The organism is Parabacteroides sp., assembly GCF_977054455.1.
In genome coordinates, this window is sequence record NZ_CDRTCT010000015.1 from 26,139 (window position 1) to 50,669 (window position 24,531).

The following is a 24,531-nucleotide window of genomic DNA, read 5'->3' on the forward strand; positions in this document are numbered from 1 at the left end:
TCTTTCAGTACATAACCGAAGGGGCGGTCGAAGCGGATTTGTTACGGCTGCGGCTTCCGTACCGGATTCATCCGGCTTGATAATCAAAAAAGGCCGATGTGACTGCTTTATCACACCGGCCTTTTGTAAATAAAAACTGTAGCCTGTTATCCTAAATCGTTCAGGATATCCACCTTTCCTTCATTAACCAGGCGGTAGATCATCTCACCGAACAATGTGTTGACCCAAGCAAACCAGGAGCGGGTGAACTTGGCTGGATCATCCTTGTAGAACGATTCGTGCATAAATCCTGTATCTGCATCCGTGTCGCGTAACATCTTGACACATTTGCGGATCTCCTCGTTGTCGTGTGTCGTGTTGCAGCGCATGATGATACTCATCGGCCAGATATATCCGAAACCGATATGCGGACCGCCGATACCTTCACCGGCTTCGCCTTGGAAGAAATAAGGATTTGAATCGCTGAGCACCATCTTGCGTGTGTTCAGGTAGATCGGATCGTTCATATCCACGCATCCCAAATAAGGTAACGCGAGCAAGCTCGGAACATTGGCGTCATCCATAAACACATGATTGTAAAAACCGTCTACCTCGAATGCATATACTTTGCCATATTCCGGATGGTTGACGATACCATATTTCTCTACGGCGGCCGCTACCTCGTCCGCCAATGAGTCGCAACGGCGGGCAAAATCGTTATCGTTTTTGATCTCGCGCATCATCTCGGCCAACTGGCGGAGTGACGTGATGGCGAACAGGTTCGAGGGAATCAGGAACCCGAACAGGGTCGCATCGTCTGACGGGCGGAACGAAGAAACGATCAGACCGACCGGATTGACCGGACTGCCCCAACCGTCGTTCAGTAAGGTATCGCCTTGACGGTCCGTCTTGCGTCTGAACTTATACGGGCCGAGGTTGTCTTTACGCTGTTGTTCGATAAAGGTCTTGTAAACGGTCTTCATCGCTTTGTCCCAATCGGCATCGAAAGGAGAAGTATCACCAGTCTTTTTCCAAAAATGGTAGGCGAGGCGGATCGGGTAACAGAGCGAGTCGATTTCCCATTTGCGCTCATGTAATTCCTTTTTCATATCCGTGAAGTCGCTTTCCCATTCGCTGCCGGTCGGTCCTTCGTTGAAGCCGTTGGCATACGGGTCGATGTTGATGCACCAGGTCTGGCGGTTGATGACGCCGGCAAGCATGGTTTTCACTTTCGGATCGGCATTGGCGAACTGGATATGCGGGAATACCTGCGCCGACGAATCGCGGAGCCACATGGCGTGGATATCGCCGGTCAGGACGAAGGTGTCGGGTTTACCATTCACCATCTTGTGTTCGCAAGTCGTATCCAATGTGTTAGGAAAACAGTTTTCGAACATCCAGGCGAGTTTCGGGTCTTTCAGCTTAGCCTTTGTGGTGGCGATCGCTTTCTCTACGGCTTCGGATGTGAACTGACGTTTGCCCGGTGCCGGACGCTTACAGACGTATTGCAGGGTGGAGGCTGTCCCTGTTAATTTGTCGTCGGTTTTTTCAGCCATACGGGCGAATGAGTGCTGGCCCACCATAAGGCTTGCCAACGAGAGACCGCCTGTTTTCAGAAAGTTTCTGCGTGTTGTCATCTTGTTTGCTATTTATTTGATGTTATTGATTTCTGAGAAAAGTTCGACCATGCAGGCGTTGTCCAGCAGCCATTTATACTTTTTGGTCTTGATGCCGGTCCAGTCGTTGTCGAGGAATCCGTTCACGTCGCGCGTATGCTCCCATGCGTAGCGTGCGTTGTCCGCCATTGTCCGGATATATTCGGGATTATGGTCCACTTCATAGAGGGCTGTCAGGCCGCGCAGCAGGATCACGTTGAACCAAGGGCTGGCGGTGTAGAAGCGGGTTTCCGTTCCGTCTACGGCCTTGCGCACTTCGGTGAAACGTTGGTAGGCGCCTTGGGCGGTCTCCTGCGCGTCTTTCAGATAAGCTTCTTCACCCGATTGCAGGTAGAGCAGGACGCCGGCCTGTATCATCTGTCCGCTGTTGTAAGTATATTTGGCCTTGTCCACGCTTCCGTCCAGGCGGATATTATCCCAGTAAACGAAATCTTCCGGGTCGCGGAGGTTGTTTTTGGTCCAATCGTAGGTCTTCTTGGCCTGTTCGAGGTAGGCGTTGTCTTTTGTCAGGTTGTATAGTTTCATGCAGAGGACGGTTGCGGGCGCATTGGAGCATGTGTTCTTGGACGTCTTCTTTTGCTCGCACCAGTAGATGCCGCCGCCCAGCACGTCGTCCCATCCGCTATATATATAATTGTATAGCGCTTCGGCCTTTTCCAGGTATTTCTTGTTCTTCGTCAAGGCATACAGGTCGCAGAAATCGATCGCCAGCCAGTCGTTGTCATCATAAAAACGGTCGCTTTCCCCGTTGAACATCGGATAGCTCTGGTAACAGAACGGTTCGCGTGTGTTATCCCAATACTGCTCCAGCCCCGGCAGAATCCGTTCTTCCAGTACTTTCAGGTATTTCTCGTCTCCCGTTGTCTTGTAGAGCGCAATTCCCCCTGACAGCATACCGGAGTAGGGCCAGAGGAACGATACCTCCTGGTTCCGTTTCTGTTCCGAACCTTCCGCCAGATAGGTGACCTTGTTGTCGGGATTGGCCGGATACGTTTCCTGCAACAAGCCGTATTTCTCGACGTTATACTTGTTCAGGATGTTGGTAAACATCGAATCGGCGATAGAAAGATCGCGATCGGTAGAGGAGGAGGCTGTCAAGGAATTACAAGATGTTCCCCACAGCAGGCAATTACAAAGAATAATCAGTAAATTCAGTTGCTTCATGGTCTAATAGAATAAATATCATTTTCTTCGCAAAGATACGATTTATTCTATATTGTCACTCAATCTTGCCCTTATGAACTGAAAGGAAGAACCATTTTGGCATGAATTTCATCGAAAAAGGAGAGAGCGGGCCTTGCCTCGGATCGAGTGAAATGCATTTAAGATTATCCTTAGGAAAATAAAATTTCCCGGCGGTGCAGGAATTCGAATTCTCTGATGTCGAGGCTGAACAAATGTCGGGTGGCTTCTGTTCTTACATTGCTTCTACATAGACATTTTTGGCAATGCACAAGGTTGCTCGTTTTCCAATAAGTGAGGCAAATGTAATAAAAAAGTGTTGCTGTTTGCTGTTTGTGTAGTTAAAAGCATTACTTTTGTGGTTCATAATTAGTTGAAAAGAAAAAGAATGGATAAGATTAGTTACGCACTTGGCTTAAGCATTGGAAATAATTTCCAGAACTCAGGCATTAATAATCTTCAGGTTGAGGATTTTGTAAAAGGATTGAAGGATGTGCTCAGCGGAGCAGAACCTGAAATCAGTTACGATGAAGCAAAACAGGTTATCAACGATTACTTCATGAATCTTCAGAAAGAACGACTGGAGCTTAATAAGAAAGCCGGAGAGGAATTCCTGAATATCAATAAGGGAAAAGCCGGAGTCGTTACCTTACCCAGCGGTTTGCAGTATCAGGTATTGAAGCAAGGCGAAGGCGCCAAGCCGACTGCTTCCGACAAGGTAAAATGCCATTATCATGGTACATTGATCAACGGTACTGTCTTCGACAGCTCTGTAGAGCGTGGCGAACCAGCCGTATTCGGAGTGTCTCAAGTGATTCCGGGATGGGTGGAAGCGCTGCAATTGATGCCGGTCGGTTCCAAATGGCGTCTTTTCATCCCTTCGAACCTCGCTTATGGCGAACACGGGGCAGGCGATGCGATCGAGCCGAACAGCGCATTGGTTTTCGATGTTGAATTGTTGGACATAGTAAAATAACATAATAGAGAAAAATGAAAAAGATTAGTGTATTGGTTGCTACAGCGATTGTAGCTATGGGTATTACATCATGTGGTGATTCACACAAAAGCGCCTCTCTGAAGACTGCCGCAGATAGCGTGAGCTATGCCATCGGTATCAGCACAGGTGCAGGTTACAAAGATAACTTGAAAACTCTGCCGGGCGATCCTGCTAACGTAGACGATCTGATCGCAGGTTTTGTGCAGGCTATCAAGGGTGATTCTTCCGCTATGAAGATGACTCCGCAGGCAGCACAGGCTTATGTCCAGACTTACTTTATGGAAGCTTCAGCAAGAGATGCCAAGAAGACGAAAGAAGAAGGCGAAAAGTTCCTGGCTGAAAACAAAACAAAGAAAGACATTATCACGACTGAAAGCGGTTTGCAGTATCAGGTCGTAACGGAAGGTACAGGCGCTAAACCGACTGCCGACGATAAAGTGAAAGTTCACTACACGGGTACGTTGTTGGACGGGACTAAATTCGACAGCACGATGGATCGTGGCGGCGAACCGGCCGAGTTCCCGGTTGGAGGCGTAATCAAGGGCTGGACGGAAGTGCTGCAGTTGATGCCGGTAGGCTCTAAATATATCGTTTGGGTGCCCTCTGACCTGGCTTACGGTGAACGTGGCGCAGGACAGGATATCAAACCGAACAGCACATTGAAATTCGAAATCGAATTGCTGGATATCGTAAAAGATAAATAAGAGATAAACTATCGTTTTATACGGGTTAGGACGGGCGAAATATGTTAAATAGCATTTTTCGCCCGCTTTTATTATTTATTTCATACTTTTTTCTTTCACAATGATATAGTATTGAAATTAATTATATACTTTTGATACATTAAATCTAAAAAGGAAAGTAAAGTAAGCAAGCAATGGAGAAGATAGACAAACTGGACCGGCAGATATTGAACATTATTTCAAAGAATGCCAGGATTCCTTTCAAGGATGTAGCCGAAGAATGTGGCGTTTCGCGCGCTGCCATTCATCAACGGGTACAACGCATGATTGATATGAATGTGATCGTTGGGTCAGGCTATCATATTAATCCGAAGATTTTAGGTTACAACACGTGCACTTATATCGGCGTCAAACTGGAACGCGGTTCGATGTACAAAGACGTGGTTCCCGAATTCGAGAAGATTCCGGAAGTGGTCGAATGTCATTTTACGACCGGGCCGTACACGATGCTGATCAAGTTATACGCACGCGACAATGAACACCTGATGGAGCTGCTGAATACGCAGATACAGGAAATACCGGGTGTGACCGCTACGGAAACGCTTATCTCGTTGCGTCAGAGTGTCAAACGTGAAATCCCTATTTGCGATATTTCCGAATAAGAAGAATAGAACGTATGGGCCCGGCCTCGAATGAGTTGCCGGGCTTTTTTATATGCCATACAATTTATATTTTTGCAGAAAAAGATAAAGCAACGATGTCAAGATATTTGTCCATACTGTTCCTTTGTTGTCTTCCGGCCTGCCTATGGGCGGGGGAGAATTATCGCTTTCGTGTCTATCTGAAAGACAAGGGGGGCGACGGTTACCGGGTGGAGGAACCGGAAGCCTATCTTTCCAAAGAGGCGATCGAACGGAGAGTGAAAAATAATGTAGCCGTGACGGATGCCGACTTCCCTATATCCCGGTCGTATATCGACATGTTGTCTGAAACAGGTGCGACCCCGGTTGTGCAAAGCAAGTGGTTTGCGACCGTCGTGGTGGAAAGTTCCGACAGCACGGTGGCCGAACAATTGCAACAGTTGGCAATCGTCGATTCCGTCAAGTGGATTTGGAAAGGGAACCTGCGGGTCCCGACCGAGGAAAAGGAAGAAGACCGTTTTGTGTCGGAGGATGAACCGCTACATAATGAATATGGTTATGCTCATAAACAGATCAAGATGTTGAACGGGACTAAATTGCATGAAGCCGGTTTCCGGGGGGAAGGAATGCGGGTGGCCGTGATCGATGCCGGTTTTATGAATGCGGACCGGATGGCGGCTTTCGATTCGCTCAGGTTGTTGGGAACGCACAATGTCGTCTTTCCCGGTAAAAGCGTGTTTGTCGGGGACGATCACGGGACGAAGGTCCTTTCCTGCCTTGCCGCCGATATTCCGGGAGTGATGGTCGGGACCGCTCCGAAAGCTTCTTACCTGCTGCTTAAAAGTGAAGACAGCGATTCCGAATATCCCGTCGAGGAAGATTATTGGATTGCTGCGGTCGAATATGCGGACAGTGCCGGTGTGGACGTGATCTCCTCGTCGCTCGGATATTTTGCTTTTGATGCGGACGAACTGTCGTACGACCAGGCTGCCTTGGACGGCAAGACCGCTATGATCAGCCGGGCGGCTAACCTGGCTGCCGACAAAGGGATACTCGTCTTTTGCAGTGCCGGTAATGAAGGGAACGGCGATTGGGAAAAGATCACCTTTCCGTCGGATGCTGCCGGGATCTTTACGGTCGGTGCGATAGATGAGGATAAAAGGAAAAGCGGTTTCAGTTCCGTAGGCTTTACTGCCGACGGGCGCGTGAAACCGGATGCCGTGGCGTTGGGTACGAGCAGTTGCGTGATCGGTCCGGGCGGCAGTGTCAGGTATGCGAACGGGACCTCTTTTGCCACGCCTATCCTTGCCGGGATGGGAATCTGCCTCTGGCAATCACTGCCCTGGTTGAATAACAGGGAGGTGATCGAACTGCTGCATCGTTCGTCCAGCCGATATAAGCATCCGGATACGGAGTTGGGATACGGCATTCCCGATTTCTATAAAGCGTATAAAAAGGAAAGAAAAAATGGGGTACGGACAAAATAATCAGAATCAGGAGCGGCAGGAGTTCTCTTTGCTGGAGCTGAATAACCGGGTGAAAGGGGCTGTCCTGAATGCATTCCCGGAGACATGCTGGGTGCGTGCCGAGATGAGCGACGTGCGTACGAATGCTGCATCCGGGCACTGTTATCTGGAGTTTATCGAGAAGAACGCGATAACCGGTCAGCTGGTGGCAAAGGCGCGCGGCTCCATCTGGGCAAAGACTTTCCGGATGCTGAAGCCTTATTTTGAGATGGAAACCGGGCAGATGTTTGCTTCCGGCCTGAAAGTGCTGGTGAAAGTGTCGGTCGAGTTTCACGAACTCTACGGGTATAGCCTGACCGTGCTGGATATCGATCCTGCCTATACGTTGGGAGACATGATCCGGAAACGGATGGAAATCATCCGGCAATTGAAGGAAGAGGGCGTTTTCACGCTGAACAAGGAGTTGCCGTTTCCAACGTTGCCGAGGCGGATCGCTGTCATCACTTCGCCAACGGCTGCCGGATACGAAGACTTCCTGAACCAGCTGGCCGGCAACAAGGCCGGCTATTCTTTCTATCCGAAGCTGTTTCCGGCTCTTATGCAGGGCGAACGGACGGAAGAGTCCGTGATTGCAGCGTTGGACAGTGTGTACCGTCATGCCGACTGTTTCGATGTGGTCGTGATTATCCGGGGCGGAGGCGCTACTTCGGACCTGAATAGTTTCGATTCCTATCTCTTGGCGGCAAACTGTGCGCAATTTCCGCTTCCTATCATAACCGGTATCGGGCATGAACGCGATGACACGATCCTGGATATGGTTGCCCATACACGGATGAAAACACCGACGGCCGTAGCCGAGTTCCTGATCGGACAGATGGATAAAGCGGCCGGAGAGGTGGAAGAACTGCAACAGGACGTTTGTTCGTTGGCAACCGAAATCCTGTCCAGGCAAAAGAACTTCCTGCAATCGTTGGGAAGTCGTCTGCCTGTCCTGGCAATAAACCGGATCGAGCGGAACCGTTCGCTTCTCCAACGGATAGGCATGCAATTGCCGACGGATGCCCATGCATTTCTAAACCAATCGGCATCGAAGCTGGAAGCGATGCAAGTACGTTTGGCAAACCGTGCGGAAAGCAGTTTGGCAGAGCGGAACCGCTTTGTCCAGTTGACCGAACAGTTCATCAAGATGGCTTCTCCCGACTATGTATTGAAGCGGGGCTACAGCTTGACGCTAAAGGATGGCAAGATCATCAAACAGGCCGCCGGATTGGAGGCCGGCGAGGAGTTGGTAACCCGTTTTGCGGACGGTGAAGTACACTCGACAGTCCTTGCTGTAAATAAATCATAAATCAAAAATCATAAATTCCATCATGGCAGAAACATATAATGAAGCAGTAGAGAAACTCCGTAAGATCGTCGCCGACATAGAGAACGGCGATCTGGATGTTGACATTCTTTCTGAAAAGGTAAAGGAAGCGACCCGCTTGATCAAATTGTGCAAGGAGAAACTTTACAAGGCCGACGAGGAGGTCAAGAAAGTGTTGGAGGAACTGGAGTAATGAAGAAATATGTGCTGATTGTCGCCGGAGGCCGCGGGCTGCGGATGGGAGGCGACTTGCCGAAGCAGTTTATCCCGATGGAAGGAAAGCCTGTCCTGATGCATACGTTGGAGGCTTTTCACCGCTGGGATGCGTCTGCCGGTTTGATCCTGGTGCTCCCGGAAGATCACCAGCCTTATTGGGAGATGCTTTGCCGGGAGATCGGTTGTAAGGTCCCGCACCGGATTGCGAACGGAGGCGAAACGCGTTTCCATTCTGTTCGCAACGGATTGAATTTCCTTGCGGATGAGATTGAAAATGCAGCCGGAAGGGATGAAAAGATACTGGTGGCTGTGCATGACGGGGTACGGCCTTTTGTCGCACCTGAAGTTGTCGAGCAATGTTTTGCCGAGGCTGAAGTATCGGGAGCTGCTATCCCGGTCGTGCCTGTGGTCGATTCTCTCCGCGAGTTTTCCGGCGAGTCCAGTCGTCCGGTCGACCGTTCGCGTTACCAGGCGGTGCAAACCCCGCAGGTTTTCGATTATGATTTGCTTTTGAAAGCATACGAACAACCTTACTCGGAGTTTTTTACCGATGATGCTTCGGTTGTGGAGGCTTTCGGACATACGGTCAGGACTGTTCCGGGAAACCGGGAAAACATAAAGATTACGACTCCGTTCGATCTGTTGGTGGCAAAGGCGCTGCTTGCAAAATAAATATTTGTATATATGCTCGATCTCGACAAACGTTCCATCATGTATCTGCCGGGCGTCGGCCCGAAAAAGGCGGAAATATTACAGAAGGAAGCCGGCATTTCTTCGTATGAGGACTTGCTGTTCTACTTTCCGTATAAATACATTGACCGGAGTCGTTTCTACAAGGTTGTGGAAGTGACCGGGGATATGCCTTATATACAGTTGAAAGGGCGCATCTTGTTTTTCGATACGGTAGGCGAAGGACGTACACGACGGTTGATCGGCAAATTCACGGACGGGACGGGCACGATCGACCTGGTCTGGTTCAAAGGGATCAGCTATGTGTTGGACAAGATCAAGACCGGCGTCGATTATATCGTATTTGGCAAACCGACCGAGTTCGGGCATATTTATAATATTCCCCACCCGGATATAGACTCTCTGGACCAGGCGGATAAGGTTGCCAACGGCTTGACGCCGTTCTATAATACGTCTGAGAAGATGAAGAAGTCGTTCCTCAATTCACGGGCGATCCAGAATTTGCAATACACATTGTTGAGCGGTTTGAACTGGACGCTGCCTGAAACACTTCCGCCGGCTGTCTTGAACCGTATTCGCATGATGTCGTTTCCAGAAGCGATACGGAATGTGCATTTCCCCGAATCGGTCGATAAGTTACGGAAAGCGCAGTTGCGCCTGAAGTTTGACGAACTGTTTTTCATTCAGTTGAATATTCTCCGTACTTCCAACCTGCGCAAGCTGAAGTTGAAAGGGATTGTCTTTCCTTCCGTCGGAGACTATTTCAATACGTTCTATAAAGAATATCTGCCTTTCGAGTTGACGAATGCGCAGAAACGTGTTGTCCGTGAGATTCGTGCCGATATGGGAAGCGGACGGCAGATGAACCGTCTTCTGCAGGGAGATGTGGGAAGCGGGAAGACATTGGTGGCTTTGCTCTCCATGCTGTTGGCGGTCGATAACCATTGCCAGGCCTGCATGATGGCACCGACGGAGATACTGGCGACTCAGCATTATGCGACAGTCATGGGTTTCCTGAAAGATATGGATATAAAAGTGGCCCTGCTGACCGGCTCGACGAAAAAGAAGGAACGGAATAAGATATTGCCGGCTATTGCGAGCGGTGAGATCCAGATCGTGATCGGGACGCATGCGCTGATCGAAGAGACGGTCGTCTTTTCCTCTCTCGGTCTGGCGATTATAGACGAACAGCACCGCTTCGGGGTGGAACAACGTTCCCGGTTGTGGACGAAAAATGCGGTCGTTCCTCATGTCCTGGTGATGACTGCGACGCCTATTCCCCGTACGCTTGCCATGACCTTGTACGGCGATCTGGATGTCTCGGTGATCGATGAGTTGCCGCCCGGACGTAAACCGATCCAGACCGTACATCGCTATGATAACAAGAAAGCGCAACTCTACGACTTTCTCCGCAAGGAAATCGGACAGGGCCGACAGGCCTATGTCGTTTATCCTTTGATCGAAGGCAGCGAGAAGCTGGATTACAAGAATCTGGAAGAGGGGTTCGAGACATTCAAAGAAGTTTTCCCGGATTATAAGGTATGTATGGTCCACGGAAAGATGAAAGCGGCCGACAAAGAGGCGGAAATGCAGAAGTTCATTTCCGGCGAGGCGCAGATATTGATGGCGACGACCGTGATAGAAGTTGGTGTGAACGTGCCGAATGCATCCGTGATGGTCATCGAAAGCGCCGAACGTTTCGGCCTTTCCCAGTTGCATCAACTTCGCGGCCGGGTGGGACGTGGAGCGGAGCAGTCATATTGTGTGCTTGTCTCTTCCTATAAATTGAGCAACGAGACACGCAAGCGCCTGGAAATAATGGTGAACAGCAACAACGGCTTTGAGATCGCCGAGGCCGATTTGCGTCTGCGCGGTCATGGTGACCTGGAAGGAACGCGCCAGAGCGGAGAGGGGATAGACCTTAAGATCGCCAACCTGGCAGCCGACGGACAAATCCTTCAGTATGCGCGTGATATAGCCCAGGATGTTTTGAACGAAGACCCCGATTTGTTATCCGAACCTAACCGGATATTGAACGAACGCCTGAAAACTCTCTTTGCAAAGAAGGTAAACTGGGGAATGATCAGCTAATATGTTGTGAAACATATTATGCTGTAATCGTTTGTAAATCAAAAGTCAAAAGGTGGACTTTTGCTTTTCTTGGGTTTCATTGCGGAAATTTTTCGTTATTGAATTTTGCCGGCTGATTCAAAATTACGAACTTTGACGAAATGACGATGAAATAAACTATTCTATATCATGATTTTTCATCGTGTATTATCGTTGAAAGTGATAAAAATAATGAAGATACGAACATTACTATTTATTTGTTGTACCACTATTTTGGTATCAGCCGTCGAGGCGAAAGCACAAGAAGACAAAGGGAATCCGAAGCAAGTTGTATATATTAAGAAGATGGATAAACGTGTCTCCGAATTGATGGCTGACCGTGTCGGTATCCGGAAAAATATGGAGTTGAAGGAACTTGCTACCATTAATGAAAAAGCGATGGAAGCGAGAGAGGATTTGATGTTTCCTGCTGATGAATTATACGGTTCCAACTGGGAAAATCAGTGGGTCGATCCGTTCCGTGGAACTACTGCAAAGGTGAATTTCCCGGATTCGTTTGCAATCGATTGCTCTTCTTTCGTTTATCCGATAGCCATCGATTCGATGGCAAGAATTACTTCCAAATACGGTCCGCGCCGTCGTCGTATGCATAGGGGCATCGACTTGAAAGTGTTGATCGGCGATACGATCCGCGCAGCCTTCGACGGTAGAGTTCGTATTAAGAACTTTGAACGCCGTGGATATGGCAATTACCTGGTAATCCGTCATCCGAACGGCCTCGAAACCGTATACGGACATTTATCTAAGGCTCTTGTGCAACCGAACGATATCGTCCATGCAGGTGATCCGATCGCTTTAGGCGGTAACACGGGACGTTCTACCGGTTCTCATCTTCATTTTGAAACCCGCTTTTTAGGACAGGCCATTAATCCGGCTGAAATTATAGACTTCGAAAACGGTGTTCCCCACCAGGATACCTATGTTTTCCATAATGTAAAGATTAACGGACGCAGAAGCAATATCTACACCTCTTCTTCCGACCGGATGGTTTATCACCGTGTGAAATCGGGTGACACGTTGGGCAAGATTGCCCGGATATATGGAACTACCGTAAATGAATTGTGCCGCCTGAACGGGTTGAAAGGCACGTCTGTTTTGCGAATCGGACAGTCTATCCGTTGCAGTGCCGGTGCGGTCACGTCTGCTAAAGCTGGCAAATCAAAACCGACCGCTTCTGCGAGCGTAAAGCAGACCGTGAAGACTACGGTTGCGGCTGACGCTGCAGCCGTCGCTTCGATCAACCAGGCTTCCAATGCGGGGCAGCAAGAGGCTACTCCGGTCTACCATCGCGTGAAATCGGGTGACACGTTGGGCGCTATTGCCGCTAAATATGGTACGACAGTCTCAAAGCTCTGTGAATTGAATGGTATTACAAAAACTACGATTCTGAAATTGGGCCGTTCGCTCCGTTGTTCTTGATTAAGATTGGGTAAATACGATATGAAGGGCTATCCGCACACAACGGATAGCCCTTTTTATTTCCGGCTAAAGTAGCCTCTCTTTTGGTCGGATATGGATTTATCCGTATCTTTGTACGGATGTAAATGCTAAGAAAGTATGGCTGATACGAAGGAACAATTCGAAAAAGTAATATCCCAATGTCGGGAACTGTTTGAAAAGAAGTTGAAAGATTACGGTCCCTCGTGGCGGATCATGCGCCCGCAGTCGCTGACCGACCAGATATTCATTAAGGCAAACCGGATCCGCAGCCTTGAGATAAAAGGTGTGAGCATGGTGGATGAAGGTATCCGTCCTGAGTTTGTCGCAATCGTGAACTATGGGGTGATCGGCTTGATACAATTGGCAAAAGGATTTGCCGATACGACAGATATAAGCAATGAAGAGGCATTGGCCCTGTATGATAAATACATCACGGAAACCAAAGAGCTGATGTATGCCAAGAACCATGATTATGATGAGGCATGGCGCGGCATGCGTATCAGTTCCTATACGGACCTGATTCTGATGAAACTCTATCGTACGAAGCAGATCGAGAGCCACGGAGGCAAGACGATCGTGTCGGAGGGTATCGATGCCAACTATATGGACATGATCAACTATGCGTTATTCGGCTTGATCAAGCTGGAGTATGGGGAGAATTGATAATTGAAAATTGAAAGTTAAAAGTTAAGTGAAGAGTAAAGATACCGTTTTAAAGATATTGGCAGAGTTGTGCCGTTTGCTGATCGGAGTTGTATTTATCTTCTCCGGTTTTGTCAAGGCTGTCGATCCGGTGGGAGGGGCGATCAAGATCGGTGAATACCTGGCTTCCTTCGGACTGGATATGTTGCAACCTTTTACGGTATTGCTGTCTTTCAACCTTTCTGCAATCGAGTTTGCGCTCGGTGTCTGTATGTTGTTGGGTGTGTACCGGCGGTATGTCTCTTTCCTTATCTTGGCGTTTATGGCGTTTATGACGCCGCTTACCTTGTATTTGGCTCTTTTCGATCCCGTATCGGATTGCGGCTGCTTCGGAGACGCGCTGGTGATCTCCAACTGGGAGACGTTCTTTAAAAATATCGTACTCTCTCTTGCCGCTATTGTTACGTTTATTTATAACCAGCGTTTGTTCCAGTGCTTTACTTTCCGGGTATATTGGTTTGTCGCCTTGTATGCTTACCTGTTCGGCGTCGGTTTCGCTTATTATAATTATAATCATCTGCCTGTAATCGATTTCCGTCCGTATAAGATCGGTGCGAATATACCGCAGTTGATGGAGATGCCCGAAGGGGCTCCGCAGGATGAATATAAGTACACGTTCGTGTATGAAAAAGACGGCGTGAAGAAAGAGTTCTCGCTTGAAGACTATCCTGCAAACGACAGTAGCTGGACGTTTGTGGATTCGAAGACCGAATTGATCAAGAAGGGCTATCAGCCTCCTGTTGCCGCTTTCAATATTTACAATGGAGAGGGCGATGATGTGACGGAAGAAATCATCGGAAATCCCGGCCCTGTTTTGCTGCTTGTCGCTCCGAAGCTGGAAGAGGCGGACGACGAGCAAATGGATGAGATCAACGGTGTGTATGACTATGCACTCGAACATGATATCCCGTTCTATTGCGTGACGGGCTCTTCGCCGGAGGCGATCGGTACCTGGAGCGACAATACCGGGGCCGAATATCCTTTCCGGATGGCGGACGAAGTGCTTCTTAAGACGATTATCCGTTCCAACCCCGGCCTGGTGCTGCTGAAAGGCGGTACGATACAGGGTAAATGGCATTACAACGATATTCCGGCAGAGGAAGATGTCAAGGCGCTTATGGATCGTTGCTTGGACGAGAGCAATATAAAAAGTAAAGAAGATGGGGCCCTCGCAACCAACCTATTGACTTTTACCGTACCTTTGCTGCTCGTTTGGGTATATGACCTGCTGCGTTTCAGACGTAAACGGAAAGAAAAGAAATAACTATTTGTATTACATATTTAATTAATTAAGTCATGAGAAAGAATATTGTTGCAGGAAACTGGAAGATGAACACTACCCTTCCTGAAGGTCTTGCTTTGGCAAAAGGCTTGGACGAAGCTCTTAAAGGTAAAACACCTAACTGTGATGTGATCATCGGTACTCCGTTCACTCACTTGGCAAGCGTTGCTGCTGCTATCGACACGAATAAGATCGGTGTTGCTGCTGAAAACTGCGCAGACAAGGAAAAAGGTGCTTACACCGGCGAAGTTTCTGCTGCCATGGTTGCTTCTACAGGTGCAAAATATGTGATCCTGGGCCACTCTGAAAGACGTGCTTACTATCACGAAACTCCGGAAATCCTGAAAACAAAAGTTGAATTGGCTTTGGCTAACGGTCTGACTCCGATCTTCTGCATCGGTGAAGTGCTGGAAGAAAGAGAAGCCGGCAAGCATTTCGAAGTGGTAGATGCTCAGATCAAGGGATCTTTGTTCGACCTGTCTGCTGAAGACTTCGCTAAGATCGTTCTGGCTTACGAACCGGTTTGGGCTATCGGTACAGGTAAAACCGCTACATCCGACCAAGCTGAAGAAATCCATGCTCATATCCGTGCTACTCTGGCTGCTAAGTATGGTCAGGAAATTGCCGACAACTGCACAATCCTTTACGGTGGCAGCTGCAACGCAGGCAATGCGAAGGAACTGTTTGCTAAACCGAACGTAGACGGCGGTCTGATCGGTGGCGCTTCTCTGGCTGTCGATAAGTTCATGCCGATTATTGAAGCATTTGATAAATAAGTTGAAAAGTGAAAGGTAAAAGGTGAAAGTTGTTTTGGCTTTCAGCCGATTCGTGATTTTCACTCTTTTACCTTTTAATTTTCAACTTTCAATTTTCAACTGATATGAAACGATTATCTTGTATTCTTTCTTTATGTATGTTGCTTGGTGCATCTGCTTTGTCTGCTCAGACGGGTGGAGCCGGACAGGCGGAAGACATCATTGACGCCTTGCAGGAAAGAGTTCCCGGAAAAGGGACTGTTGTGGTGCGCGGGTCCGATGCTCTTCGTAATATGCTCGGTAAACGTTTGCATGGCGAAGGGGTGGAAAAGACTGATAGCACGGCCTTTCTGAAAATACAAGGCTATCGTACACAAGTGTTTTCCGGCAATAACCAGCGTAAATCCAAAGATGAAGCTTTCCGGAAAGAAAAAGAAATTAAGGAACTTTTCCCTGATGTCCCGACTTATGTGACCTACAATGCTCCGTTCTGGCGTCTGCGTATCGGTGATTTCCGTTCACACGAAGAGGCTTATCACATGCAACGTCTCCTGATGGATGCATTCCCGGCCTATAAGAAAGAAATGTACATTGTTAGGGAAGAAGTCAAAATCCCATTGAATTGAAATGAGTGAAGAAGTAAACGAGAAGACTTTGCTGGCTCGCGAAGAACTGGCCGGCCATTATAAAAGTATTATCCATCTGCTTGGTGAAGATGTAGACCGCGAAGGTCTGTTGAAAACACCCGAACGTGTAGCCAAAGCTATGCAGTTCCTGACCAAAGGGTATCATGAAGACCCGGCTGCCGTGCTTCGCGGCGCCATGTTCAAGGAAGAAGACTACAAGCAGATGGTGATTGTAAAGGATATCGATTTCTTTTCTCTTTGTGAGCATCACATGTTGCCCTTCTTCGGAAAGGCCCATGTCGCCTATATCCCTAAAAAATATATTACGGGGTTGAGCAAGATTCCCCGTGTCGTGGATATCTTCGCCCGCCGTCTTCAGATCCAGGAACGATTGACCATGCAGATCAAAGACTGCATTCAGGAAACGCTCGATCCGTTAGGCGTAATGGTCGTGATCGAGGCACAACATATGTGTATGCAGATGCGTGGCGTCGAGAAACAGAACTCCCTGACCACGACCTCCGACTTCACTGGATTCTTCCAGCAAGCCAAAACGCGCGAAGAATTTATGAATCTGATCAAACATAACCGGTAATACCCTGGTCACACCCGTTTGTATTTTCCAGAGTGCTTTTCTTCTTTTATCGTGTAATATTATCTCTCTGCGTGCGACTAATAAAATAAAACGATGAGAGAATGAAAGCTACTCAACAACAGGAAAAAGAGTTCATCGCACTTGTGGAGGAATACAAACAGGTCATTTACAAGGTCTGCTATGTCTATGCGACGGATGCCGATCACCTGAATGACCTTTATCAGGAGGTCGTGATCAATTTGTGGAAAGCTTACCCTCGCTTCCGGGGCGATTGTAAGTCGTCTACCTGGGTCTATCGTATAGGCCTGAATACCTGTATTTCCTTTTTCCGCCGTTCGAAACGAAGACCTGAAGTGGTTCCGATCTCAGTCGATCTGGAAGCGTTTGCAGAGGAAAGCGACAAGACGGTACAACTCCGTGAACTCTATCGGATGATCAATAAACTCGGCCAGCTGGAACGTGCACTGATCCTGCTTTGGCTTGAGGAAAGGAGCTATCAGGAGATAGCCGAGATCATCGGTATTTCTAAGAACAACGTGGCAGTCAAACTCAATCGTATTCGTGAGAAATTAAAAGCAATGTCGAATCGTTAAAAGTTACGGATATGGAATTGGAAGAATTAAAAGCGGGCTGGAGTATCTTGAATGAACAACTTGCAAAAAGCGAAATGTTGAACAAAAGAATCATCAAGGAGATGATCACCAACCGGACACAATCGGCTTATGAACGGCTGTTCCGTTTTGATCTGTTCGGATTGATACTGGTGTTGGGGATTTGTATCATGTTTCCGGTATTGGTTGCTACAGGTAAAATTGTCTTGAAGCCGCTCTCCTTCGCTTTGCTGGAAGGCTCTATAGTTATCGGCTTTTTTATGCAACTTTTTTTCATTTCTCTCCTTCTCCGGTTCGATATGGAGAAGAAGAAAATCTACGAACTGACTAAATTGGTATTAACCTATAAGTTATGGATGAAGAGGAACACAGTGATTGGCTCTTGGATGGGTATGGCGGCCATTATCGCGTTTCTGTTCATCGAAAAAGCCCAGCTTGTCGGTAACTGGGAAGTTCGTTTGGCAGGAGTGTTTATATTGGCTTCTGTCATAATATTTTTCCAAACCCGTTTTTATCTGAAAAATATTCGTGCAATAGAGAAAGGTCTGGCAGAATTGAAGGAATTTGAAGAAAAAACGGATCTCAAGACAGTATGTTGATTGGTGTTGATAATCAGTCTATTATAGTTTCCCTCTGAAGGGAACGGAAATTCCCCTTGCAGGGAACGAGAGTTTCCCTTGCAGGAAACGCAAGTTCCCTCGGTGGGAAACGAGAGTTTCCTTGTAAGGAAACTTCATGAAAGTAAATCATTATTTAATGCATCTAATCTTCTTAGACATGATTATTCAAATATAAATATGTTTTTCCCCTTTCTATACATAATATTTGTCCACGAAGTATCAATAGTTCAACTAAAACATTTCAAACATCCCGGCTGATCTTGGTTTATGCCTTGACGGATGTGAACCAAGCGCCACTAAAGAGACCAAGATCACTTCCTCATCTTCCGATAATAACGCGGGTTGTAGCCGGGCAGCAATTCCGGATGGAATACCCAGATCAGGTCTTTCAACAGGTAATCGGGATGCAGAGGAAATTCTTCATAATAAGGGACAAGCCCCGTATTACAGGAATAAATCCGACGGTTCTTAAAGGCGTCGAAGTTTTCGTACGGCGTGTATTCGGCACGCAGCTCACCATAGGTCATGTCTTCGGACCGGTTATATTTAACCAGCCACATGTCGGCATGGATAGCCCGGTCGAGCACCGTCTCGAAAGCCAAGGGCGTACTGCCGGCTCCGGGAAGTTCCTTAAAAACATAATCGGCTCCGGCATCGGCATACATATTGGCGATATAGCTTTCCCCCGCCGGCATAAACCAGGAAGCACCGAACTTCTTTTCGGAGATAACGGTAGGACGGGGCATATCGGCCGTGACCAGCCGTTTCAGGTCGAGATAGTTTCTTTCCGTTTGCCTGAAAATAGAATCGGCCAAAGCCTCCTTGCCGAACAGCATCCCGTAGAAACGAATCCATTCGGTACGTCCCAACGGCAGCGACTCCATATAATCGGCTCCTTCGATAATGGGGATTCCCAGTTTCTCGACCGGCCCGTAGCCGCTATTCTGGAAAGGGGAAACGATCACCAGCTCGGCGCCTTTGTCGATCATCCTCTCCACATTAGGGGCGGTCGCCTCTCCCATATCGGTAATCCGCCCGGCTTTCAGCCCTTCCTGAATGGCAGGCGTGTCCATATAGCGAGGTTCGCAAACGCCTATGATCCGTCCAGTCTCGTCCAACTGGTCGATAATAGCCGCATGCACGGATGTATAGACCACGATATTCCGAGCCGGGACCTGCACGACCGTCCCTTTCGGAAGATTTGCGGGAAGAGGCCGTTCACGGTCTACCAAAAGATACCGTTGCAACAGGCGCGTGCTGTCCCACGGATCGCGTACTTCAACAGAGGTGTAATCATTAAAATGATGCACGGTAAAACCCCGGGCGTAGCGGATGGTATCGGAAGAGAGGGAGTCTTCGGGATGGGAACTCTGCTTCATCTGGCAAGAAGGCCAGATAAAGCAGAGCAAAAGAATTATATATAAATACAGTCTATTCATTTATGGTATCAGTTTCCCATTACCCAAACAGTATTCGGACCATAGCCTTTTGAATCGACAGGAGATCCGGCAACGTTTTTCCCTTCTTTGTTGTAGACATAAACTGAACCTGTTTCCGTATAAGGAGCATCCGTAATGTAAATATTACCTGACGCATCCACATTTATACTGCTTAATGTAAATACTTTATTCATATCCGGTATTAAGTTGTCATTAACCTGTTCACCAGTCAAAGCATCGTATTTGGAGACGCAAACAGACTCTGCCTGTCCATACGGGGCATAAAGCACATACAAGAAACCGTCACGCAAATCCATACAGCTACCATTCTCTATCGTTTTAACCGTACCTGTTGTACTATCGATACGTTGCAATGTATTAGGAATGTCTTCATAATTCCCCATTGAAATGACATAGATATCGCCCTTCTCATTCGCTTCAAGGCGGCAAGGATTTATAACAACCTCTATTTCTTTTTCTACTTCTAAAGAAGATAGATTAATCACAGAAACTGTTTTTCCATAATTCGGATAGTCATTACCACCGGAATTGGCAACGTATAACTTGTTATTTGAGACAACGATTTGTTCCGGATAACGCCCTACAGGTATTACCTTTTCCACTTCCAAAGAGGCCGTATCCAACACTGCAACAGAGTGACCATAAAAGTAAGCCATATAGATTTTACCTTTATCCGCAGCCAAATATCTCGGCCTCATAGGTTCTCCTCCTTCATTTTCAGGCTCGATCGCTTTCACCAGTTTTCCGGACATATCCATGACTGCCAAACGGTTGGAACTCGTGACACTCACATACATTTTAGAACCATAGACCAACATATCTTCAGCCGAATCTCCTAACCTGCTACCATTGGCGTCTTCATAAAACTTATCATTTAACGTACCGGACGCAGCATCGTAATAAGCGATAGAAGCATTGTTCTCACCCTGATTTCCACGATTCAGAATAAAGAAATCGGATGTTATGACGGTGTCTGCAGGTTGAGGCTCTTCGCCATCCACATCGTCATCACAAGAAAAGAAGCCGGCACATAATGTCACAGCCCCCAACAAAACTACATACTTTTTAAAATCCATCTGTCTAAGTTATTTAAAGTTTAATATACAAATCTCACGCTTGCCCGGAAAGACCGTCCGGGCATCGGATAATAGCGAATCACATCATACGTGACATTTCCGATATTCAGAATTTCCGCCTGTAAACGAAGCGAACAATGTCGTAACGAAAATGTCCTGTTAAAAGAGAGTTGCTGCTCAACATATCCATCAATTAAATTCTCCGGAATATTCTGTTGCAAAGAATAACGGTCTCCGACAGCCATCAACGTCCAAGTCGCATTCAACCAGGGATGTTCCACTCCTACGGAAACAGTCCCTGCATGTTCCGGTGTATAAGGAATCTGGTCTCCGTAAATCTTTGAACCTTTAGTAGTCCGATCTACCGCATGTTGCCATGTATATGAGCCATCCAATAAAACCGAAAAGGATGCCGGCAAGCGTAACTGTGCAGAAGCGTTCACATCCAGACCTCCGATGTTCACCTTCCCCATATTCATCATCTTCCAGATAAACATAGTCGGCAGGGCGACAATCTTATCTTTTACCTTATTGTAATAGCCGTCAACCGAGAAACTGACATAATCAAGTGATAAATCGGAGAAAGACTCGCTCCAGGTCATTCCTATGTTATATTGTGTGGCTTTTTCCGGATGAAGCATCCGGTTGCCGAGACGATCATAATACAAATCATTGAACGTCGGTATGCGGTATGAGTGTTTGTACGAAGCCCTGAGTCGTAAATTCTGTTCTGGGAACAAACGATAAGAGAGACTTACCGCCGGTGACAATTTCGAACGGTCAGGGGCAGCTTCGCCTATTTCCAATGTTTCCGTAATAAACGTACCGAGCAAACTGGCCGTTGCCGTAAGCCTGGGATTTTTATATTGGGCTGCAACAGCGGTCAACGAGGTCAATCGTTCCGGGAAAGGACATTTGGGAGTAGTTGCGTCTAACGTATTGTAATAGACATCTTCCGCCAACGAAAAAGACCAATATTCCTTGGGCGTATACAGAAAAGCCGCCGAACCATATATTTCCCGTTGCGTATATACATCTTTTTGCTGTCCATTCTCATATTGACTATGGAAGTCCCTATAACGTGTCCAAGCGTAATCGAATTTACCCAATATTTTAAAAGCAAAAACATGATTCAGACGATTCTCATAATTCGCCTGCACAAAACCGTTCCTGTTTTCCAAACGTTCTTTATGGTAATCGCTATACAGCACGACTGATCCGGGTAATCCGCGGTCAGAGTCAAACCAATATCCCTTCAATTGCATTTTCCCGGCCTTCGCCCAATCAGCGAAGAAATTCATTTCCCCATGATAGCTGTCGATATCGCTGTTATGCCTTTTTTCCTCTGTCACGATATTGCCATTGGTAAATGTAAAAGGATATCGGCCATCGGCATGTTGGTAATCCGCATTCAAAGTTGCAGCATATTTTGTTCCTAATTTTTGCTCGTAACGAAGGGAAGGATTCACAAATCCAAACGAACCGCCTTTAACCTGCAACCATACATGAGATGGCTTTTGCTCAAAACGGGGAACTGCAGTCTTTATGTTCAACGCCCCCGCCGACGCATACACCCGTGCCGTCTGAAAGATGTCATCCGCCTGCCCGATCGACAAAGAGACCATATCGACATTATCCAGTGAGAAGCGGCTGATATCCACCTGCCCGCTCTGTGCGTCCGTGACCGTCACCCCGTCGTAGCTGACAGCCGTATGCTTGGCGCCGAGGCTGCGGACGGAAACGGTTTTCAATCCGCCTATGCCTCCGTAATCCTGCACGGTCACGCCGGAGAAACGCTTCACGGCTTCCGACAAATCTTGCACGCCGAGCCGTTCGATCCCGGCCTTGTCCATCACCTGGAGCGGCGTGCTCTCGCGGGTTACGGAAGGGCGTACCTTTCCCAACACCTCGACACCCGAAAGCTGGTGGTAGGTTGTCGTGTCTACCTGCGCATACAAAGCGGCAAACGGAAACAGCCAGGCACATAACAAGCCTGACAATCGTTTTATAAGAATATACTGCATACCTTTTTGATTCATCAACCCCTTTACCCGAAGGATTGTATAATGAATAATGGCAGGTTTTCTGGCTTGTTCTCCCTTGAACGGCTACCTTCCCAACTAAAACGTCAGTGGTAACAAGATTTGCCGGGGTTTACAGAACTTACAGCTACGGGTACAGCTCCGGACTTTCACCGGATTCCCTTTTACTAACCGTCAGCGGAAGCAAATACGGTTACACCATAATCCGGTCGCAAAGATAAGAAAAAACAGATAATTCGTCATCGGTTTATTCCTTTTTATTTAACAATGCAAAACATTTCACCCGTTTTTTGCCGGCAAAACGTCACTTCCCGCTTAGGTACTTCTTTCTCTACGATTTACAAAACAAGTTATTTCCGTCATTTTGGTTTATTTCAGAACTCAATTGGTTCATTTCAGAATAGGTTGAAATGAGTTGAACATTTAACTAAGTGCAAAAAGACTCAAAAAGTAACATTTCCGGTTTTCGGAAATCCATTATTCGTAATATTGCAACCGATGATTTGAATAGGATTAAGGAAAAAAAGAGATTGTATGGGAGAAATAAAAGGTTATATCTCACAGGTTATCGGTCCGGTCGTGGACATTCATTTCGATAATGACAAGGAAGAAAAGATATCGCTTCCCCGTATCCACGACGCAATGGAGATAACCCGCTCCAACGGGAAAATCCTGATTGTGGAAGTCCAGCAGCATATTGGGGAAAACACGGTCCGCACCGTAGCGATGGATACGACAGACGGACTGAAGAGGGGAATGGAAGCCGTTTCACACGGTTCGCCCATCACGATGCCGGTCGGCGACCAGGTAAAGGGGCGTTTGATGAACGTGACGGGGAACCCCATCGACGGAATGACCGAACTCGACAAGAAAGGGGCCCTTCCGATCCATCGTGAACCGCCCAAGTTCGAGGACCTGACCACCAGCCGTGAAGTCTTGTACACCGGCATCAAAGTGATCGACCTGCTCGAACCCTATTCCAAAGGAGGCAAGATCGGTCTGTTCGGAGGAGCCGGCGTAGGAAAGACGGTCCTGATCATGGAGCTGATCAACAACATCGCAAAGAAGAACAACGGGTTCTCCGTCTTTGCCGGTGTGGGCGAACGTACACGCGAAGGAAACGACCTGCTGCGCGAGATGATCCAATCCGGAGTCATCCGCTACGGCGAAGCATTCAAGAAAAGCATGGAGGCCGGCCATTGGGACTTGTCCAAGATCGACTACGGCGAACTGGCCAAGTCGCAGGCGACACTGGTCTTCGGGCAGATGAACGAACCGCCGGGAGCCCGCTCTTCGGTAGCCCTTTCGGGACTGACGATCGCCGAGTCTTTCCGTGACCTGGCGGTAGAAGGGGAAACGAAAGACATCCTTTTCTTTATCGACAACATCTTCCGGTTCACGCAGGCCGGTTCGGAAGTATCCGCCTTGTTGGGACGTATGCCGTCTGCCGTCGGTTACCAGCCGACACTGGCCACCGAGATGGGAGCCATGCAGGAACGCATCACTTCCACCAAGAAAGGTTCCATCACTTCCGTCCAGGCGGTGTATGTGCCGGCAGACGACTTGACGGACCCGGCTCCGGCAACGACCTTCACGCATCTGGATGCCACCACGGTATTGAGCCGTAAGATCACCGAACTCGGTATCTATCCGGCCGTCGACCCGCTGGAATCCACTTCGCGCATCCTGGACCCGTTGATCGTGGGCAAAGAACATTACGAAACGGCACAGCGTGTGAAACAAATCCTCCAACGTAACAAAGAGTTGCAGGATATCATCTCGATCCTCGGCATGGAAGAGCTTTCCGACGAAGACCGTCTGACCGTCAACCGCGCCCGCCGTGTACAGCGTTTCCTTTCACAGCCGTTCTCCGTAGCGGAACAGTTCACGGGTGTGCCGGGCGTCATGGTCCCCATCGAAGACACGATCCGAGGATTCAGGATGATCATGGACGGAGAAACGGATAACATCCCCGAACAGGCCTTCCTCAACGTAGGTACGATCGAGGACGTGATGGAAAAAGCAAAGCGATTGGCAGAACAGGCAAACTAAACGGATATGAAACTGGAAATCGTATCACCGGACGGCATTCTTTTCGAAGGCGAAGCAGAGCGTGTTTCCTTACCGGGAACAGCCGGTTCATTTGACATCCTCCCCCATCATGCCCCGCTGATAGCCGCCCTCCGCCAGGGGACCATCCGGTATGAAAACGATGGCAAAAGAGGCGAACTGGCTATCAGGAGCGGATTCGTGGAGGTAAAGGAAGATTGTATATCGGTTTGTATCGAATAAATAA

General features: G+C 48.0%; 23 protein-coding genes and 1 riboswitch. Of the genes, 18 read left to right on the forward strand and 5 right to left on the reverse strand.

Annotation, left to right across the window (positions count from 1 at the left end):
- Nucleotides 1-146: 146 nt before the first annotated feature.
- Both ACW6QF_RS09040 and ACW6QF_RS09045 read right to left on the reverse strand, forming a co-directional pair.
- Nucleotides 147-1,616, reverse strand: a complete 1,470-nt coding sequence (locus tag ACW6QF_RS09040) for a glycoside hydrolase family 125 protein (RefSeq protein ID WP_456087567.1) — start codon at nucleotides 1,614-1,616, stop codon at nucleotides 147-149.
- Between the two features lie 12 nt (nucleotides 1,617-1,628).
- Nucleotides 1,629-2,819, reverse strand: a complete 1,191-nt coding sequence (locus tag ACW6QF_RS09045) for a glycoside hydrolase family 76 protein (protein ID WP_456087568.1) — start codon at nucleotides 2,817-2,819, stop codon at nucleotides 1,629-1,631.
- Nucleotides 2,820-3,225: 406 nt separating this feature from the next.
- On the opposite strand from ACW6QF_RS09045, the gene ACW6QF_RS09050 reads away from it, so the two are divergent.
- From ACW6QF_RS09050 to ACW6QF_RS09125, 16 genes are all read left to right on the forward strand, one after another.
- Nucleotides 3,226-3,813, forward strand: a complete 588-nt coding sequence (locus ACW6QF_RS09050) for an FKBP-type peptidyl-prolyl cis-trans isomerase (protein WP_456087569.1) — start codon at nucleotides 3,226-3,228, stop codon at nucleotides 3,811-3,813.
- A gap of 14 nt (nucleotides 3,814-3,827) precedes the next feature.
- On the forward strand, nucleotides 3,828-4,538 hold the full coding sequence (locus tag ACW6QF_RS09055; protein ID WP_456087570.1) for an FKBP-type peptidyl-prolyl cis-trans isomerase: 711 nt from the start codon (nucleotides 3,828-3,830) through the stop codon (nucleotides 4,536-4,538).
- 173 nt (nucleotides 4,539-4,711) lie between these two features.
- Nucleotides 4,712-5,179 carry an Lrp/AsnC family transcriptional regulator gene (locus ACW6QF_RS09060; RefSeq protein WP_008153266.1) on the forward strand — a complete coding sequence of 156 codons (468 nt, stop codon included), beginning with the start codon at nucleotides 4,712-4,714 and terminating at the stop codon, nucleotides 5,177-5,179.
- Between the two features lie 95 nt (nucleotides 5,180-5,274).
- Nucleotides 5,275-6,645 carry a S8 family peptidase gene (locus ACW6QF_RS09065; protein WP_456087571.1) on the forward strand — a complete coding sequence of 457 codons (1,371 nt, stop codon included), beginning with the start codon at nucleotides 5,275-5,277 and terminating at the stop codon, nucleotides 6,643-6,645.
- Entirely contained in the window at nucleotides 6,626-7,972 is a 1,347-nt protein-coding gene (xseA, locus tag ACW6QF_RS09070; protein WP_456087572.1) for an exodeoxyribonuclease VII large subunit, read from the forward strand. Before ACW6QF_RS09065 ends, xseA begins: the two co-directional genes overlap by 20 nt.
- 22 nt (nucleotides 7,973-7,994) lie before the next feature.
- Complete coding sequence (gene xseB, locus ACW6QF_RS09075) at nucleotides 7,995-8,183, forward strand: exodeoxyribonuclease VII small subunit (protein ID WP_005640546.1); 189 nt, start codon at nucleotides 7,995-7,997, stop codon at nucleotides 8,181-8,183.
- A complete protein-coding gene (locus ACW6QF_RS09080) occupies nucleotides 8,183-8,878 on the forward strand; it encodes a 2-C-methyl-D-erythritol 4-phosphate cytidylyltransferase (RefSeq protein WP_456087573.1) in 696 nt (231 codons plus the stop codon). Before xseB ends, ACW6QF_RS09080 begins: the two co-directional genes overlap by 1 nt.
- Before the next feature lie 12 nt (nucleotides 8,879-8,890).
- On the forward strand, nucleotides 8,891-10,987 hold the full coding sequence (recG, locus tag ACW6QF_RS09085) for an ATP-dependent DNA helicase RecG (protein WP_456087574.1): 2,097 nt from the start codon (nucleotides 8,891-8,893) through the stop codon (nucleotides 10,985-10,987).
- Nucleotides 10,988-11,197: 210 nt separating this feature from the next.
- A complete protein-coding gene (locus tag ACW6QF_RS09090) occupies nucleotides 11,198-12,445 on the forward strand; it encodes a peptidoglycan DD-metalloendopeptidase family protein (RefSeq protein ID WP_298549174.1) in 1,248 nt (415 codons plus the stop codon).
- 138 nt (nucleotides 12,446-12,583) lie between these two features.
- The gene (locus ACW6QF_RS09095) at nucleotides 12,584-13,129 is read left to right on the forward strand and encodes a DUF1599 domain-containing protein (protein WP_298549176.1); all 546 of its coding nucleotides are present in this window, start codon (nucleotides 12,584-12,586) and stop codon (nucleotides 13,127-13,129) included.
- Nucleotides 13,130-13,157: 28 nt separating this feature from the next.
- Nucleotides 13,158-14,432 (forward strand): BT_3928 family protein, encoded by a 1,275-nt coding sequence (locus tag ACW6QF_RS09100; RefSeq protein WP_456087575.1) that lies wholly within the window; start codon nucleotides 13,158-13,160, stop codon nucleotides 14,430-14,432.
- A 32-nt stretch (nucleotides 14,433-14,464) separates the two neighbouring features.
- Entirely contained in the window at nucleotides 14,465-15,226 is a 762-nt protein-coding gene (gene tpiA / locus ACW6QF_RS09105) for a triose-phosphate isomerase (RefSeq protein ID WP_008153249.1), read from the forward strand.
- 104 nt (nucleotides 15,227-15,330) lie between these two features.
- Nucleotides 15,331-15,831: an SPOR domain-containing protein gene (locus ACW6QF_RS09110; protein ID WP_298549180.1), complete on the forward strand. Its 501-nt coding sequence runs from the start codon at nucleotides 15,331-15,333 to the stop codon at nucleotides 15,829-15,831.
- A gap of 1 nt (nucleotide 15,832) precedes the next feature.
- Nucleotides 15,833-16,426, forward strand: a complete 594-nt coding sequence (gene folE / locus ACW6QF_RS09115) for a GTP cyclohydrolase I FolE (RefSeq protein ID WP_298549183.1) — start codon at nucleotides 15,833-15,835, stop codon at nucleotides 16,424-16,426.
- A gap of 101 nt (nucleotides 16,427-16,527) precedes the next feature.
- Nucleotides 16,528-17,019: an RNA polymerase sigma factor gene (locus ACW6QF_RS09120; protein ID WP_456087576.1), complete on the forward strand. Its 492-nt coding sequence runs from the start codon at nucleotides 16,528-16,530 to the stop codon at nucleotides 17,017-17,019.
- An 11-nt stretch (nucleotides 17,020-17,030) separates the two neighbouring features.
- The gene (locus ACW6QF_RS09125; protein ID WP_456087577.1) at nucleotides 17,031-17,636 is read left to right on the forward strand and encodes a hypothetical protein; all 606 of its coding nucleotides are present in this window, start codon (nucleotides 17,031-17,033) and stop codon (nucleotides 17,634-17,636) included.
- Between the two features lie 332 nt (nucleotides 17,637-17,968).
- Here the strand turns inward: ACW6QF_RS09125 and ACW6QF_RS09130 are convergent, their stop codons facing one another.
- From ACW6QF_RS09130 to ACW6QF_RS09140, 3 genes are read right to left on the reverse strand one after another with little or no spacing between them, the layout of a single operon-like run.
- The gene (locus tag ACW6QF_RS09130; protein ID WP_456087578.1) at nucleotides 17,969-19,096 is read right to left on the reverse strand and encodes an ABC transporter substrate-binding protein; all 1,128 of its coding nucleotides are present in this window, start codon (nucleotides 19,094-19,096) and stop codon (nucleotides 17,969-17,971) included.
- Between the two features lie 8 nt (nucleotides 19,097-19,104).
- Nucleotides 19,105-20,193 carry a DUF5074 domain-containing protein gene (locus tag ACW6QF_RS09135; RefSeq protein ID WP_456087579.1) on the reverse strand — a complete coding sequence of 363 codons (1,089 nt, stop codon included), beginning with the start codon at nucleotides 20,191-20,193 and terminating at the stop codon, nucleotides 19,105-19,107.
- Between the two features lie 20 nt (nucleotides 20,194-20,213).
- Nucleotides 20,214-22,217, reverse strand: coding sequence for a TonB-dependent receptor plug domain-containing protein (locus tag ACW6QF_RS09140; RefSeq protein ID WP_456087580.1), 2,004 nt, complete (start codon nucleotides 22,215-22,217; stop codon nucleotides 20,214-20,216).
- Nucleotides 22,218-22,251: 34 nt separating this feature from the next.
- Nucleotides 22,252-22,453: riboswitch (cobalamin riboswitch) on the reverse strand.
- A 316-nt stretch (nucleotides 22,454-22,769) separates the two neighbouring features.
- Between ACW6QF_RS09140 and atpD the strand changes: the two genes are divergently transcribed.
- Nucleotides 22,770-24,287, forward strand: coding sequence for a F0F1 ATP synthase subunit beta (atpD, locus tag ACW6QF_RS09145; protein WP_456087581.1), 1,518 nt, complete (start codon nucleotides 22,770-22,772; stop codon nucleotides 24,285-24,287).
- A gap of 6 nt (nucleotides 24,288-24,293) precedes the next feature.
- Nucleotides 24,294-24,527 (forward strand): ATP synthase F1 subunit epsilon, encoded by a 234-nt coding sequence (gene atpC / locus ACW6QF_RS09150; protein WP_298547743.1) that lies wholly within the window; start codon nucleotides 24,294-24,296, stop codon nucleotides 24,525-24,527.
- Nucleotides 24,528-24,531: the final 4 nt, after the last annotated feature.

Bases quoted from the DNA above. Each gene is read 5' to 3' on its own strand.
- ACW6QF_RS09040 (WP_456087567.1), bottom strand. From the start codon at position 1,616: ATGACAACACGCAGAAACTTTCTGAAAACAGGCGGTCTCTCGTTGGCA.
- ACW6QF_RS09045 (WP_456087568.1), bottom strand. From the start codon at position 2,819: ATGAAGCAACTGAATTTACTGATTATTCTTTGTAATTGCCTGCTGTGG.
- ACW6QF_RS09050 (WP_456087569.1), top strand. From the start codon at position 3,226: ATGGATAAGATTAGTTACGCACTTGGCTTAAGCATTGGAAATAATTTC.
- ACW6QF_RS09055 (WP_456087570.1), top strand. From the start codon at position 3,828: ATGAAAAAGATTAGTGTATTGGTTGCTACAGCGATTGTAGCTATGGGT.
- ACW6QF_RS09060 (WP_008153266.1), top strand. From the start codon at position 4,712: ATGGAGAAGATAGACAAACTGGACCGGCAGATATTGAACATTATTTCA.
- ACW6QF_RS09065 (WP_456087571.1), top strand. From the start codon at position 5,275: ATGTCAAGATATTTGTCCATACTGTTCCTTTGTTGTCTTCCGGCCTGC.
- xseA (WP_456087572.1), top strand. From the start codon at position 6,626: ATGGGGTACGGACAAAATAATCAGAATCAGGAGCGGCAGGAGTTCTCT.
- xseB (WP_005640546.1), top strand. From the start codon at position 7,995: ATGGCAGAAACATATAATGAAGCAGTAGAGAAACTCCGTAAGATCGTC.
- ACW6QF_RS09080 (WP_456087573.1), top strand. From the start codon at position 8,183: ATGAAGAAATATGTGCTGATTGTCGCCGGAGGCCGCGGGCTGCGGATG.
- recG (WP_456087574.1), top strand. From the start codon at position 8,891: ATGCTCGATCTCGACAAACGTTCCATCATGTATCTGCCGGGCGTCGGC.
- ACW6QF_RS09090 (WP_298549174.1), top strand. From the start codon at position 11,198: ATGAAGATACGAACATTACTATTTATTTGTTGTACCACTATTTTGGTA.
- ACW6QF_RS09095 (WP_298549176.1), top strand. From the start codon at position 12,584: ATGGCTGATACGAAGGAACAATTCGAAAAAGTAATATCCCAATGTCGG.
- tpiA (WP_008153249.1), top strand. From the start codon at position 14,465: ATGAGAAAGAATATTGTTGCAGGAAACTGGAAGATGAACACTACCCTT.
- ACW6QF_RS09110 (WP_298549180.1), top strand. From the start codon at position 15,331: ATGAAACGATTATCTTGTATTCTTTCTTTATGTATGTTGCTTGGTGCA.
- folE (WP_298549183.1), top strand. From the start codon at position 15,833: ATGAGTGAAGAAGTAAACGAGAAGACTTTGCTGGCTCGCGAAGAACTG.
- ACW6QF_RS09120 (WP_456087576.1), top strand. From the start codon at position 16,528: ATGAAAGCTACTCAACAACAGGAAAAAGAGTTCATCGCACTTGTGGAG.
- ACW6QF_RS09125 (WP_456087577.1), top strand. From the start codon at position 17,031: ATGGAATTGGAAGAATTAAAAGCGGGCTGGAGTATCTTGAATGAACAA.
- ACW6QF_RS09130 (WP_456087578.1), bottom strand. From the start codon at position 19,096: ATGAATAGACTGTATTTATATATAATTCTTTTGCTCTGCTTTATCTGG.
- ACW6QF_RS09135 (WP_456087579.1), bottom strand. From the start codon at position 20,193: ATGGATTTTAAAAAGTATGTAGTTTTGTTGGGGGCTGTGACATTATGT.
- ACW6QF_RS09140 (WP_456087580.1), bottom strand. From the start codon at position 22,217: ATGCAGTATATTCTTATAAAACGATTGTCAGGCTTGTTATGTGCCTGG.
- atpD (WP_456087581.1), top strand. From the start codon at position 22,770: ATGGGAGAAATAAAAGGTTATATCTCACAGGTTATCGGTCCGGTCGTG.
- atpC (WP_298547743.1), top strand. From the start codon at position 24,294: ATGAAACTGGAAATCGTATCACCGGACGGCATTCTTTTCGAAGGCGAA.